The sequence below is a fragment of the Leptospira alexanderi serovar Manhao 3 str. L 60 genome (genome assembly GCF_000243815.2).
In the GTDB taxonomy this organism is placed as follows: domain Bacteria; phylum Spirochaetota; class Leptospiria; order Leptospirales; family Leptospiraceae; genus Leptospira; species Leptospira alexanderi.
In genome coordinates this window covers 55,476-70,000 of record NZ_AHMT02000005.1, presented here as the reverse complement: position 1 = coordinate 70,000, position 14,525 = coordinate 55,476, and the positions used below count along the sequence as shown (strand labels likewise).

Annotated in this window: 6 protein-coding genes (1 of these 6 only partly in view); 5 read left to right on the top strand and 1 reads right to left on the bottom strand. The window is 41.5% G+C overall.

Going from position 1 to position 14,525, the window contains the following annotated elements:
• The 3 genes in view from LEP1GSC062_RS01700 to LEP1GSC062_RS01690 are tightly spaced (at most 13 nt apart) and all read left to right on the top strand, a layout consistent with a single transcriptional unit that may run on beyond the window.
• A protein-coding gene (locus LEP1GSC062_RS01700) for an LIC_11026 family protein (RefSeq protein WP_039940865.1) crosses the window boundary here: on the top strand, nucleotides 1-2,300 show its 3' portion. The gene continues 706 nt to the left of window position 1, outside the view; only the last 2,300 of its 3,006 coding nucleotides appear in the window; its start codon lies beyond the left edge, outside the window; it ends in the stop codon at nucleotides 2,298-2,300.
• Nucleotides 2,301-2,313: 13 nt separating this feature from the next.
• The gene (locus LEP1GSC062_RS01695; RefSeq protein ID WP_020983259.1) at nucleotides 2,314-2,916 is read left to right on the top strand and encodes a DUF1318 domain-containing protein; all 603 of its coding nucleotides are present in this window, start codon (nucleotides 2,314-2,316) and stop codon (nucleotides 2,914-2,916) included.
• Between the two features lie 3 nt (nucleotides 2,917-2,919).
• Entirely contained in the window at nucleotides 2,920-10,698 is a 7,779-nt protein-coding gene (locus LEP1GSC062_RS01690; protein ID WP_020983235.1) for a TolB-like translocation protein, read from the top strand.
• 261 nt (nucleotides 10,699-10,959) lie between these two features.
• On the opposite strand, the gene LEP1GSC062_RS01685 is transcribed toward LEP1GSC062_RS01690, so the two are convergent.
• Nucleotides 10,960-12,075 (bottom strand): aminopeptidase, encoded by a 1,116-nt coding sequence (locus LEP1GSC062_RS01685; RefSeq protein WP_020983315.1) that lies wholly within the window; start codon nucleotides 12,073-12,075, stop codon nucleotides 10,960-10,962.
• On the opposite strand from LEP1GSC062_RS01685, the gene LEP1GSC062_RS01680 reads away from it, so the two are divergent.
• Complete coding sequence (locus LEP1GSC062_RS01680; protein WP_020983201.1) at nucleotides 12,074-13,180, top strand: S1C family serine protease; 1,107 nt, start codon at nucleotides 12,074-12,076, stop codon at nucleotides 13,178-13,180. The genes LEP1GSC062_RS01685 and LEP1GSC062_RS01680 overlap by 2 nt on opposite strands.
• Nucleotides 13,181-13,215: 35 nt before the next feature.
• Nucleotides 13,216-14,520, top strand: coding sequence for a pyridoxal phosphate-dependent aminotransferase (locus tag LEP1GSC062_RS01675; RefSeq protein WP_010576449.1), 1,305 nt, complete (start codon nucleotides 13,216-13,218; stop codon nucleotides 14,518-14,520).
• Nucleotides 14,521-14,525 lie beyond the last annotated feature (5 nt).

The following is a 14,525-nucleotide window of genomic DNA, read 5'->3' as shown; positions in this document are numbered from 1 at the left end:
CTTTTAGACTCGGGTTGGAATTGTCTCGTAACGAGGGAGGAGTGATCGTTTCGAAAGCGGATATCGGATCGGATTCGATTCCGATCCGGATTCGGAATCGTTTGCTGGCTCCATTCGGTTTCGGTCTCAAATACGAAATCGATTATCTGGAAAAAGAAGACAAACTCAAACTCAAATCTCTCGAATTCAAAGTGGACCAGGACGTTTGGTTATCGGGTGAGGGGGAAATAGCCGGAGTTTCTTCCAAAGAAAGAAACGTTCAGTTTGCAATTCGGAAATCTTCGATTCGTTTAAAACCGCTTTCCGATTTTTTGTCTACGATACCCGGAATTCCCAAGATGAGGTTGGACGGAGAACTGCGTTTGGCTCCGATTACGATTTCCGGAAAGGATACTCGTCTGAAAGTTGCAGCGGATCTTTCCGCAAAGGATCTTTTGATTTCCATAGGCGGAAAAAATCATAGGATTCCGGAGTTGAAACTTGTCGCAGATTCTATTCTTCATCCTTTGACGGAAGAATCGCCTAACGTGTATAAGCCAATTCCGCTGCTTGAAAATCTAGAGCTCAAGGAATTTCTCGTTACCTACAACGGAATTCAATTGGCCGCGACCGGAAACGTCGTTCGCGGTTCCCAAGTCGATTTGGATCTTGCGGTTCAAAATTTAAATCTCACCGATTATATGAAAACTCTGGATGGAATTTTGGGTTTGAGGATGAAGATCGAAGGAACATTCCATTCTTTGAATGTGAATGGAATGGTTCAGCTTGCCGGGTTTCGGTTCCCGATGGGAAGAGGAAAGTCGTCTCCGATTCCTATAAATCTCGATCTGAAAACTCGGATTCAATTCGAAAAACCTTTCGTTCCGAACTTGGTCCGATTGGATTCTCTTTCACTTTCGACGAAAGGCGCGGAAGGAAGAGAGTCGCTTATGATTTCTTCGGTGGGGAGTTTGTATCTTACAAAGGGTTTTCGGATGAACCTTACCTCCCTCATGGTCCGAACCGAATTGGATCGTTTGACTCCGACCTTACCGTTTTCTCTTCGGGAAAGTCTCGTTCCCGTAAGAAACAATTTGGGCAATAAGATCACTTTAAAAGGCGAAGTCGATTATTCCCTTGTGGACGGCGATCAGTCCGTTTCCGGCAAATTTCTTTTCGATCTTCCTGGAATTCAAGTAAGGGATTTAAAAACGGATTTAGATGTGAAAATCGCAAAAAATTCCTCCATTAGTCTTTCTAAGTTTGATCTGAGCGTATTTGAATCCAAATTTAAGATGGATGTAGGTGGAAATTTAAGAAAGGCATCCAAATCGGAAGAGGGGGTTTTTGGAGATTTTATCCCCGATCTGAAGGGAAATATCGTATTGAAATCCCCGAAGGCCGCGTATCTTTTTAAAGGAATTAGCTTTGAAGGATTGTTCTCGATACAGTTTCGCCTTAAAAATTCGATCGCGAACGGAAATTTAATTTCTAAAAATTCCAACTTCGGTTATGCGAACGCGTTTTGTCCCGGCGAGGATTGTAAACTCTATCAGATCGAAGGTTTGAATGCCGAATTCCCGTTTGTTCATGATCTTTCCGTTAAAACGACTCGTAATCTCATCGACGGAAACAAGGAAAAGTTCATCAAAACCTACGGAAGAATCCCTTCTCCGAACTTTACGATCAAACAAATTGTCGGAACACATCCCTCGATCAGTGGGATTCCGTTCGACTACGTAAAACCGAAAAACGGTCAGCCTGGTTTGTCCGCAAGAATCGATTACTCGGAGAACTTTCTAAAATTAGAATATTTGAAAGTGTTTACTCTCGACGGTCTTGTGAACGGAAAAGACATTTTGGTGAACGTGGGCGAGGGAAATCCGGAGAAAATGGAATTCAGCGCGGTGCTTCAGGTTAAGGACATCGATCTGAAACAACTTCTTCCTCCTAAAAGAAGGTCCAAGATCGACGACGGAAAAATCAAGGCCGATCTAAACGTTTCGGGTAGAAATCTTGCTGACCCGATTCCGAACGTAAATCTGTTCTTCAGTGTATTTCAGATCGGCGGGGATTTCGCCAAAAGTGCGGTGAATATTTTTACGCCTTCGAATCTATTCACGGATTTTATCTACAACAGTTATGCGGTGGACAAGATCGAAGTGGAATTGTCAAAAGGGCTCGTCTATGCCGTCATTCAGTTTAAACGTTCCGTTTTAAATACGATCATCAATTTGGAAAATAGCCAAATTTCGCAACAGAGAATGCCGCTTGCGAATTTCCTAAAAAGAGCAAGATCCGAAATCGATACGTATCAGTAAGGAGAGCCCTAAGATGAAAAGCAGAATTCTAAATCAGAAAAATCTAATGTTTTTGTTTTTCGCATCGGGTTCGTTTTTAACGGATTGTATCATTAAATCCCCTTCTATTACTTTTACTCAGACGCAGACCTCCTCCGAAAAACAGATGATCGGAGAGGATCGAATTTTGGAAAAGGACGGATGGCTGATTTCTTCGGTCAAAACTTCCTCCGCGGGTTCTGAAGTTTGGAGAAGGGATTTTTCGGGCGATAACTATGCCAGAGAAGATAAGGATATTCTAATGTCCTTAAAAGTTCTCGCATATCTGGCTCCGGAAGTTAAGACCTGGAAAGAGGAGGGTTTTTTAGCCGAAGGACTCGACGGAAAACTCAGGATCAACCCGGCCGCGGGATATCTTACCAAAAAGGAAGTGAAGTCTCGGATCGATTCCTTGATTACGCTTGTTAACGAACATAGAGGTAAGGTGATCGCCTTTCGTTCCGAATCGGGTTCTAAGACAGACTCGAAAGAAAAATCGGAACACCTAAAAATTCATCTCCAACAGACTTGGTATCGTCTTGTGGAAAAAGGGGAATACTACGAGAAGTCACCCGGTAAATGGGTGCGTAAGGAATAAGTCATGATTCGATTTTCCTTCTTTCTCTGTTTTTTCTTTCTCTATCATTGTTCTGTCTTTCGCGCATCCTCTAAGATTAAACCCATGGAGTTCAATTATTCTTCCATTGCCGTAAATTATTTCACTCCGGAAAACGAAAAACCGTTTCCTCTTACCGTACAGAGGGGAAATAATTTATACAATTCTACGACGGCCGATGGGAGGTTTCTTTTTTATACGACCGGTCAAAAGGGGAATTACGACATTTGGTTTCGTGACTTAAAAAGTTCGATCACGGTTCCGGTTACCTCACATCCCGCGCCGGAATTTAAACCGGCGATCAGTCCGGACGGAAAAAAATTGGTCTTCGTATCTGAACAATACGACTCTTCCGGGGATTTGGTTTTGCTTGAGATGGATCCGGGTTTGTGGGCTGAAAAAATTCTAGAAGGAAAGCGGTTTATAAATTCTGATTTTGTAATATTAACAAATCCTAATTTTAATCTTCCCGGTAAAAAGGATTCGAATGTGGATACGGATCCTTTTTTTGCTCCTGATAGCCGCCATTTGGTGTTTTCCACGGATCGTTTGACTCCGGGAATCCAGAATTTAGTCGTCCTGGATACGGAAGGCAAGGAGCCAATGAAACTATTGACTCAAAATGGCGGGGCTTCTCCGGTATGGTCTTTTGACGGTAAATCGATCGTTTATCTTTCGTATCAGGAAAGCCCTTCCGGTGACGTGTATCTTTTGGATCTTACGTCCGGAAAAAGCGAAAGGCTTACAAAGGATTCGTATCTTAATTTTTCTCCTTCTCTTTCGGACGATAAACGGTATTTATATTATACTTCGATTCGAAACGACACGAACAAAAACGGACGCTTGGACGAAAGGGATAACAGTCTCATTATAAGAAAGGATTTGAGGACGGGGGCGGTTCGTCAGCTAACATCGGGAAACGATTCGTTGTTCGACTCCAGATTCTCTTCGTTTAACGGCGGCTCGATTTTGTTTACGGCGGCATATTATAATACTCTAAATATTTATTTTATTCCCGCTTCCGGTGCCGTGCCCAAGGAAAAAAATATCATTTCTCAATACGAACTCGCTTTGCAATATAAGGATAAACAAAGTTTCGAAAATTTTCTTTTGGCGATTGATGCGATTGAGTTTTACTTTTCGGAAGACCCGATTTACCCATTGATCCGGTCCAAAGTCCTTCTTTTGAAATACGAAGAAGCGAAAAATTCCGGGAGATTCGCAATCGCGGAAAGCGCTAAAAAAGAAATTTCAGCTTCCCGTTTAAACTCGGTTACCGGACTTGGATACGGACTTTTACTCGCACAAGAAAAAAAGAATTCGATTCCGCTCGCGATCCGGGAACTCAGGGAGTATTATGAACAAATTCGAACCGTTTCGGGAGTGGGAAATAATCTTCTGGCTTCCCTTTTGGAGGAAGAGGGGGATTTGGCTCGGAAGTCCGGAAATTTTCAGCATTCTTTGAAAGTATATGATGAAATTCTAAATTATTATCCGGATTACTATCGGATTCGGGATATCTACCGAAAGTCGGGGGATTTACAATACAAAAACGCGTTCCTACACGGGTATAAGATTCCCGAATCTTTTTTTCAAGTTGCCAACGATCCTCAGACCGGGAAGGAGGATCTAAGGCTTCTCTACGAACAGATTGATCGGGAAGTGATCGTAGGAAAGAATTTTCTGGAACGAACGAATGCGGCAGAAATTTCCATCGTATCCAATTCTCTCGAAAAAAAATCCCCTAGGTTGTTTCAATATTTCTTATACGTTAAATCTCTCGGCTTGAACGGAAAAGGTTCGTTCGAGGAAAGTAATTCTTTATTGAATACTTTTTTATCAAACGTTGCAGAAACCGATCCTCTTTTTTTAAAAGGACATCTTCTGAAATCGGACAACTTCAAAGGACTCGGAGAAGTTCAGAAGTCTTTTGACGAACTTCGAATCTATTTGGAAAAATACGATCCCCTTCTTGGCGTGGACTTGGATGAAAAGGAAATCGAACGTTCTTTTGTCTACTTTGAAAACAAAGCGAGGGATCACGACCGTAGGGGAAATCTACAGGACGCGGCCTTTCATTACTTTTACAATACTGAAAATATGTTTCTCGTAAAAAATAGAAACCTATTTATAGAAACTCTCTATAAGGAATATGCGATTTATTATCAGAGAATGATGGTGGATTCCGTCTTCAAACTTTCGGGTTTCTTAAGCGAAGAAAAACAAAAAGCGCTTTTGAATAAACTCAATGTGATCGATATCGCCAGCGTGGATCCGCTTTCGGAGGAAGGACTCGCTTATATCAATCAATATTATAAGGTCGCGGTTCCAAGATCCAGGCCCGTTTTGGATTTAGCGACGTTATACGGTTATTCGTATTATTTAGTCAACCGAAGCGTGATTCGAGAGACCTACTACAATGCCGCCGATTCAATGACTCCCGCGAGAAAGGAAGAGATTCTTAGGGACTTTAAACAAGCCGAATACGAGTTGCGGTGGATCATCTTCGCCGATCCGAGATATTACGAGGCTTATCAGCTTTTGGGTTGGATGTACCAGTATGTGGACATTTTAAAAAGCAGGAAGCCCGGAGAAGATCAACCGAACGACGAAGAGAGGTATGCAAGTATTTATAAGAAATATTTTCCCGAAAAAAATTTTGAGGAAAACATTGAACTTTACAGTCAGGTTCTTGAGCTTTTGGGGGAAAATTTTGAAAACAAGAAGGCCCTTTCCGATCTAAGACTAAATCTTGGAAACAATTATTTCCTTTTGAAAAATTATCCGAAAGCCAACGAACAGTATTCGAAAGTAGATTCCCTGTCGGATTATATCATTTCCAAAACCCAGTTTGAAAATTATCGTCAGAAGGTGATATTCCTATTTAATTCCGCGAGATCTTCGATCTATGTAGCCGATTATAGGTCGGCGGTTCAAAAACTCAAAGCCGCTTCCAACTTGTATTTTGAAAACGAATCCAAAAAAACTCTGATCGGAGGAAGGGATAGCGCGGAAAAACTCCGACAATACAAGCTCAAACTCGCACTTTTATTCACGTTAACCGGCCTTTCTTATATGGAATCCGGGGAATATACAAACGCAATTTTTTACTATAAGGACGCGCTTTCTTTGAATGGGGAAAGCGGATGGATCGACCCGGTCAATCTTCACAACGGCTTGGCACTCTGTTACCAAAAATTAGGAAAATATAAATTATCGGAATCTCATCTAGTTAAAGCTGATCAAATCCTTGCAAATCGGTCCGGATCCGGTTGGATTCCTAAAGGTGTAAAACTTAAATTTTGGGATTACATTTGGGATTGGGTTTGGGAGGCCGCTCTTCCGGATGGGGTTCGTATTTCGGGTGAAGGAAGGTTTCCGGAGGCGATTTCTCCTAAGTTTCAACCCTTGATGACTAGTGGAATCCGAGTAAATAACCTAATTGCGTCTATGGAAATCGAAAGAGCAATCGAAGAGATTAATTCCCGTCTGGTTTACGTAAAGTCGAAAAATTTGGGCTCTACGTTAGCGGCTTCTTTCATCCGATCCAATTCGTTTAACGATTTGGGGTATTTAAATTTTAAACGGAATGAATTTAAGACTGCAATGGAAGCCTATGAGCAGGCTGAGAAGTTTGAAATCGAAAAGGGTTTTGCTTCTAAGGCAAGAACTTCCTTTAAAAGGGGACTCTATTCCTACTTTGGATATTTGGAAAATACGGAAGAAGATCCAGAGCTGGAGTTGCAAAATCTGCGTTCGGCTTCCGAACGTTTGATTTCCTCCAAAAATAATTTTGTAAAAGGTTGTTTGGGCGATACTCAGTATCAAGAGGAAGTGATCCATTCCGAAACTAAAAAATGTATATTAAAATTTTATAACACGTTTCCCGACCACGATCCGACTTTGGCGCTGGTTTATTACTATCAGGGAGAGCAGTTCTTTCGAATGGGAGATGTACTGTCTGGTTTCGAGTTGTTCGGCCGGGCGGCCGGACTTTTAGAGAATCCTTCTATGGTTCCCAAAGAGATTGTCGGTCTTGCGGAGGATCCGTATACAAGAAAAGAAAGGTTGTTGTATTCAATCAGCAGGGCAAATCTTTACGTTCGATTAGGGGATACGGAAAAGGCAATTTCGACCTTGAATCTAACTTCCGAAACTGCAAACGAATTTTACTATATTCAAGAATGGATCGAAACGCTTGTGACTCAGGCAGAGATTTATAGAAAGGAAAAAAGTCATTCCAAAGCAAAGGAAAGGGTCGATCGGGCCATTACCCTTTTATTGTCTCATCCTCATTTGATAAACGAACTTAAGTATTTTTTAATATATAAGCTTTTTAAAATACAATCGGAACTCAATTTCGAATCGGGTCGGCTTTCCGAAGGGTTTCAAAGTTTGAATCTGCTTCACAAATTGAATCTGTACCGTCAATTTATGAGAATTCCTCATGAATCGGAAGATCCAAGTTTTACAGCCGATGTCGTAAGACTACAAAATATCATCAGAAAACAAAGATCCGTCTATGCTGCGATTCAGAACGCGTTGGAAAAAAAGGAAAAATCTGAAAGTCTACTCAAGGAATATCGGGACCTTTCTAAGGATTTGGAAAAAGAGCTTAGCGTTATAAATCGTAAAAATCCGGATTTGGACGGATATCTTGGTATATTCTCGAAAGAACCCGCAGTGACCGCTTTGCTCAACTCGGATGAAGGTTATCTTAGAATCGAATCTACCGACGATAAGGTAAGGATCTACCGTGCTACGGCATCCAATGAAGAGTATTTGGAACAAACCGGAAAGTTGGAAGAGGTCTTAAGTCGGATCTCCAATTCGGGAAAAATTCCGTTTGTCTCTCGGAAGATTTGGTTTGTACAACTGGGAGATCATATCGATTTCGAAAGGATTCGAAATACCCTTCCTAAAAAGTTCTCCTTAATTTTCCGGCCTTCTCACCTGAGGCCACTTCAGGAAAAAGATAGAAGAATAGCGCGTAACGTTGCAATCGTAGAAGGGTCGCCGAATTACAACTCGACTCTTCCTGTAAAAAAAATCGCTTCAAATCAGATTTTAACCAGGCTTTTGGATACGGATATGCTCGTGGCTCCTTTTCCGAGCATCAGTGGAGATAATTCTTTCGGAGAAAGTTTTTCCGCGCAAAATCTTTCGATTCGAGATCTTTTTCACAATCGAAGCGAGATTTCTTCTGTTCTTTTCTATGAAAAAACGAAGTTCGACCTCGGAAAAATCTCCGAGGTTTACGAAGTGTTAAGCGCATCAGGAATTCGTAATGTTTCAATCTGCCTTTTGAATACTTCCTGCGAAACTGTTTCTCCGGAAAGCGTTCTGTTCGATTTCGTTCCTGGAAATTTGTTTTTAGGTTCGAGTGTTTTGAGGAAAAAAGAAACGCGCGGATCCTCTGAAAATTTGCATGTTTTGGCTAGAAAGAACGAAAGAAAAGAAAATTTAAGAGAGGCATATACCTACGCGTTTTCGAACCGGTCTTTTCAAAAAACGGAGAATGCGGACCTTTTTGGAGAATTGGATATGCTCCGTTTAAGATGGAAACTTTCTCCGGGAACTACGATGAAGGAAATCTACGGTAACCTTTTGAATAATACGGGAGAAGATTCCGTAAAGGATTCGATTTTGTTTTCCGCACTTTTGACCTGCTATCTCGATAAGAATCTTTCCGATTGTGTTACTTATTCCTTCCAAGACGTGATGGATTCCTCCAAGAAAAATTTACTGAAGACGTTGTATTCGTTTAAGAGCGGAGTTCCCGTGCTTCCGTCTTCGCTGAAGGTATTGGATAAGGTTATTTCTCCTTTTTACGATCCTTATTTATATTATAAGAATATTCTAAAAATTGCAAGAATTCACTATGAACCGGAGGTCGGGGAATTTGCTGGAAAGCTCGCTTTGGAAAGTTCGAGCGACTCCGAAGAAATAAGGGGAGTGGAGGAGATTCTGCAAGGTTTGTATGCGCAGAAATATTTTTTACAAGGCGCGGCTCTTTCTAAAAATCAAATCCATAGAAAGGAAGAGTTATATATGATTCTTTCCGGAAATTGGAAAGATGCGCTCGAAGTCTTAAAGAGGAAGGAAGACGACGAGGATACCGGGAGGTTTAGAGAAAGATTATTCCGAAATTGGAAAAGGGAGATTACAGGAGCCTGGTTTTCCCCATATTCTCTCTACTCTGCGGTTTACGGGAATTCCTCCAAACTTTTCGAATCCTTGGATGCAGAGGAGCGGAGTCTTTTGTATCGTTTGATTTTATATTCGGTTCCGTTTCAAGAAAACGAAGAGGTCAATTTGCTCGCGGAGTCTTTGGTGGAATATGAATGGAATACTGGGGCGAAATCCAGAGCTCTTCGTATGACGCTCGGTTACGCTCAGGCCTTATTTTCAAGAGGGGAATTGTCCAAGAGTAAGGATTGGATGAATAAAATCGGATCACGCTTCGAGACCGGTTCGGAATACGAAAAGATATTCAAAGATAAGAATATTCTAATGAATAAACACTTTTTTCACCGAGGTGAAATCACCTCGCTCGAAGGCAAAGGCGAAAAAACGGAATGGTTGTCCCTTTACGAAAAAGCGTCAGCAAAAACGCCGAGGGAGTTTGTCGAGTTCTTGAATTCTACGATTCGATCCAAACGAGGAAAACATTTTAGTTATGAAGAAAGGATCGAGCTCCTAGATTTGATTACGTATTTACAAAAGATCTGTTTTCAAAAGAACAATTCCGAGGTATTCTTTGATCTCGCCGTGGCTAAGGATCTTTTATCTCTAACACGGCCTTTGATTTTAAATTCCAATCCCGATTATAAGGACATTCCCGTTTTTGTATCCGTTGCGGAGAAACTCAAAGAAAAGCTTCCCGCCGATCAGGAGTTTCTTGCCGTGATGGATTTAGGTCTTGAGTCCTTTTATATCCGCTTTATTAATGGGAAGTCCAAAGGGGATCTTGCTTTTAAAGACAATCGTAAACTTAGGGCTTCCTTATTTCAATATTTGGAAGAGGCGGCAAGAGGAGGTTACGAGGTTCTACTTAGGGAAGAACTTGAAAACGAATATAGAAAAAATATCAAACTTGCAAAAAATAAGCTTACCTATCTTTATTTGAGTTCGTATCATTTTAGAATTCCTTTGGTTCCAAGAACCGAGGATCGATTTTATCTCGTCAACGATCCAAAATCTCTCATTACAAATCCCGTTTTTTCCACGAAGGAGGAATTTTCTCCCGAATATCAAATTCAATTTTTGGCAAGTTCGAAGTCTAAGGAAAGTTGGAAGAAGTCCTTAAAAGATCTCGAAGTTTATGAGGCGGGCTCGGGAAAATTAGGTTCTGATTCCAAGAGCCGTCTTTATATTCTTCAGGAACCTCTGGAGATCGTCAATCAGGTGAGTTTGAGTTTTGGGGGAGATACACTTCCAAATTCCTACGGAACTCCGAAAAAAGGAAATTGGATTTTTACCTCCTCCTTTTTGGAAGAGGAACGTTACGACATTCAAAATTATAGGGATTCTTTTTATTGGATCGGACAAAACTTTTTAAGTCCGGGAGTCGTCTTTATCGGAGATCAAACGGATACCGCGCATGTCGATTTTCTGAAACGTTTTACCAAACGCAGCGGAACGAAAATTCCGCTTTATATCCGATTCCAAGAGGCGTTAGACGCTATTAAGGAAGTTTATCCTTTGGATCGAATTTGGAACGGTTATAGGCTTTATACGAACAGTTTTATTTCGGAAGAATAGAATTTTGGTCTTTATACTAACGAACCGGTAGATAACGTTATTCGTATTTGCCTATCAGCAATCCCACTTTTTTCTTTAGTCCCGCGCCAATCATATCGAGCATTGAAGTAAAGAAACCATTTCTTTAGATTTTTTGAAGTGTGAATTTCACTTCCAAAACGAAAATCAAAAAAATGAGATCTGAAACGGGTCTAGGATTACTAGAACAAATCCCAATGGATTTTATTGAATTCTGATGTTATCATGAATTCTGTGCCGATTCTACTCCGTATATAGCGAATTGGATTGAAGTAATTTTTTTCGTTCCTCGTTCGAAAGATCGATAAGGGATCTCATTCTTTCGTGGAACTTGGTGAAATTACGGTCCGCTTTTTCGAATTCTTTTCGAAAGAAGTCGGAACCGGAATGATATCGTAGATAACCCACAAAATCCTCGTTATTCCAGTTTTTAGAAGCGAGTCTTTCCGTATGAATCGTTTTGAATTCTTCTTTGGTGGAAAGAAGAATGTCTTTGAATTCGTTTAAGATGCGTTTCTTGCCCTCTAGTTTTTCCCAATCGCTGATTTTTGAAACGTATAATTTTTGCAGATTGTCCGCGGTGGAAACCAAAAGTTTTTTAAATTTCTGTGATTCTATCTTTTTAAGAAGAATTTCCTTTTTGATTAGGCTTTCTTTTCCTTCCACGGATTCCAGAAAATGGAAAGTTCCTTCTTCTTCGACAAAGCTCGCATAACTTTCGTTAAATAAGGAATCTCCCGGAAAATAAACCGTAGCGTGCGCCATTTCGTGAAACACGAGAGAGGCGACTTCGTAAGGTTCCTTATCGTTTAGTTGGGAAGAAAAAATCGGATCCTCAAACCAACCGAGAGTGGAATAGCCGGAGGTGATTCTAATCCTCGTATCGAATCCTTTTTCTTTGAGCTTTTTTTCTTCTTCTTTTGCTTTTTCCAAATCGAAGTAACCTTTATAAGGAACTGTTCCCGCAATCGGAAACCACCACGTATAGGATTCTAATTTAAGAGGGTAACAGGCGGCAACGTGCCAACCGATTTCCTTTCGGTCCAACTCTACGAAACTTTTAAATCCTGAGGACGGATTCAGGGCCAACTCTTTGATTCCGTATTCTCGAAACGTTTCGACTTGTTGCAGTTTGGTTTTTAATTCTTTCTTTGTGTTCGTATCTTGAAGAATCGATTGGATCGATTGTCGTTTCAATAAAATGTCGAGTTGTCCGGTTCCTAAATGCCAAAGATACCCCACACAATTTTCAAGAGCAAAACAAAGAGTGATTAAGATTAAGGTTCTTCCGAGTCTGGCTTTGATTTTCGATTTAGACTTGTTCTTCGAACGAGTAGAATTGAATTTAGGTTCTAGCATGGAATTTATACGTTCACTCCCAAAAGTAGTCGTTTTCAACGGAATTCTTTTCATTGTTCTAACGTTGGTTCTGATTTTTCCGAAGGATTGTTCGTTGTCTTCTCTTTTCTCCGATAAGAGGCCGATCAGCCCCGGCAAACAAAAGTCTGCGATTGAAATTCAGAATTCGTTTCGAAACGTTTATCATTTCGTGAGGGATTCCGTGGTTTCCATTCGAACGAAAAAAAGCGAATCGATAACAAGTCCGTATCATTACTTCGATTTTAAGAGCGAAAGACCGGCTTCTTTCGGAAGCGGATTTTTCGTCCACGAAAAAGGTTATATCGTTACGAACTATCATGTGATCGAAGGTTCGGAAAGTATCGAAGTGATCACTTCCAACGGGAGTGTTCACGCCGCAAAGTATGTCGGAAGTCATGAACGCGCTGATATCGCACTTTTGAAAATCAGAGAAGGATCGGGATTGCGCCCGGTCGTGTTCGGAGATTCGGATCAAATCGAAGTTGGAGATTGGGCGATCGTGATTGGTTCTCCTTTCGGTTTGGAGCGTTCGTTTAGTGTGGGTGTCGTTTCCGCGAAATATAGGGAAGATTTGGACGAGACTGGACAGACTCACATTCAAATCGACAGTATGATCAACCCGGGAAGTAGCGGTGGTCCGCTTTTAAACATATATGGAGAGGTGATCGGAATCAATCGATTGATCCGAAGCGAAACGGGAAAAAACTCGGGGATCGGTTTTGCGATTCCAAGTAACTATGCGCTGAAAATCATCAGAATGATCGAGTCCAATCAGGGTAGACATATTCGTCCTGCGATTCTCGGAGTGATGGCGACGATTCCGCTTCCGGATCACAGAATCGCACTGGGAATTCCCGGTTCTTGGACGGGAATACTAGTTTATGATATGGAGCCTCAGTCTTCGGCTGAACTTGCAGGAATCAAACGTTACGACTTTATTCTGGAGGCGAACGGAGTTCCGATCAAAAATATTAATGATCTGCGCGAACAAGTTGGAATAGTGGGACTTGGGGGCAAGATCAAGCTCCGTATCTATCGAGAAAAATCGACGCTGGAACTTCTGGTGAAGTTGATTCAAAAATAACGAGTAAGGATTTTTAAGAAAAAAGAGGAGACGGGATGAGAAGGAACATCGTTCACAGCGGAGCAGACGCTCTGATCTATGAAATCAGACAGATCGTAGCCGTCGCAAAAAAGCTGGAGGCTTTGGGGCTTCAGATCACTTATGAAAATATAGGAGATCCGATTCTCAAAGGAGAATCTATTCCTGATTGGATGAAAGAAATTGTTTCCAATCTTGTGATGAAAGATAAGTCTTGGGCCTATACCGCCACGCAAGGTTACGAGCCTACCCGTAAATTCCTCGCCCAAAAAGTGAACGAAAGAGGAGGAGCGCAGATCACTGCGGACGATCTTCTATTTTTCAACGGATTGGGAGATGCAGTCGCAAAAATATTCGGTTTTATGCGAAGGGAAGCCCGAGTTTTAGGGCCGAGTCCCGCGTATTCCACTATCTCTTCCGCCGAGGCGGCACATAGCGGATATGAACACCTAACGTATAATCTCCTACCGGAACATAATTGGATGCCGGATTTGGAGGATATGGAAAACAAAGTGCGTTATAACGATTCCATAGCTGGAATTTTACTCATAAATCCGGACAATCCTACCGGCGCAGTGTATGACAAAATTCTTATGAAGAAGATCGTATCAATCTGCGAAAAATACGATCTTATGCTGATTTGCGACGAAACATACGCACACGTAAATTATTCCGATCACGGACCTCTACATCTTTCGGAGGTCATAGGAGATAAGGTGCCGGGAATGGCGCTCCGATCCATTTCAAAAGAGTTTCCTTGGCCGGGGGGACGTTGCGGATGGCTCGAGATCTTTAACAAAGAAAAAGATCCTGTTTTTAGCCGTTACATAAAATCGTTATTAGACGCAAAAATGCTCGAAGTATGTTCGACCACGTTGCCTCAGATGGCGATACCCGAAGTATATTCCCATCCGGATTTTATTCCACACTTAAAAAGAAGGAACGAAAAGTTTAAAAAACGCGCACACGCCGCAACGGAATACTTTTCCGGGTTAAAAGGTGTAAAGGTAGTGGAGCCTAAGGGAGCGTTTTATCTTACGGTTGCTTTTGACGACGATGTTCTGGATTCCTCCATGAAGTTGAACGTGGAGAACAAAAAGGCTGACGAGTTCATCCAACCGCTATTGACATCCGCCGCAAATGACAGAAGATTTGTGTACTATTTATTGGCTTCCACTGGAATTTGTGTTGTACCCTTGTCTGCGTTTTGTACGCTAAAGGACGGATTTCGCGTAACGTTACTCGAAGAAAGCGAAGAAAAATTCGATTGGATCTACGGGACACTTCGAGATAGAATCGGCGAGTATATCGCTTCCGTATAAAATTC

Bases quoted from the DNA above. Each gene is read 5' to 3' on its own strand.
- LEP1GSC062_RS01695 (WP_020983259.1), top strand. From the start codon at position 2,314: ATGAAAAGCAGAATTCTAAATCAGAAAAATCTAATGTTTTTGTTTTTC.
- LEP1GSC062_RS01690 (WP_020983235.1), top strand. From the start codon at position 2,920: ATGATTCGATTTTCCTTCTTTCTCTGTTTTTTCTTTCTCTATCATTGT.
- LEP1GSC062_RS01680 (WP_020983201.1), top strand. From the start codon at position 12,074: ATGGAATTTATACGTTCACTCCCAAAAGTAGTCGTTTTCAACGGAATT.
- LEP1GSC062_RS01685 (WP_020983315.1), bottom strand. From the start codon at position 12,075: ATGCTAGAACCTAAATTCAATTCTACTCGTTCGAAGAACAAGTCTAAA.
- LEP1GSC062_RS01675 (WP_010576449.1), top strand. From the start codon at position 13,216: ATGAGAAGGAACATCGTTCACAGCGGAGCAGACGCTCTGATCTATGAA.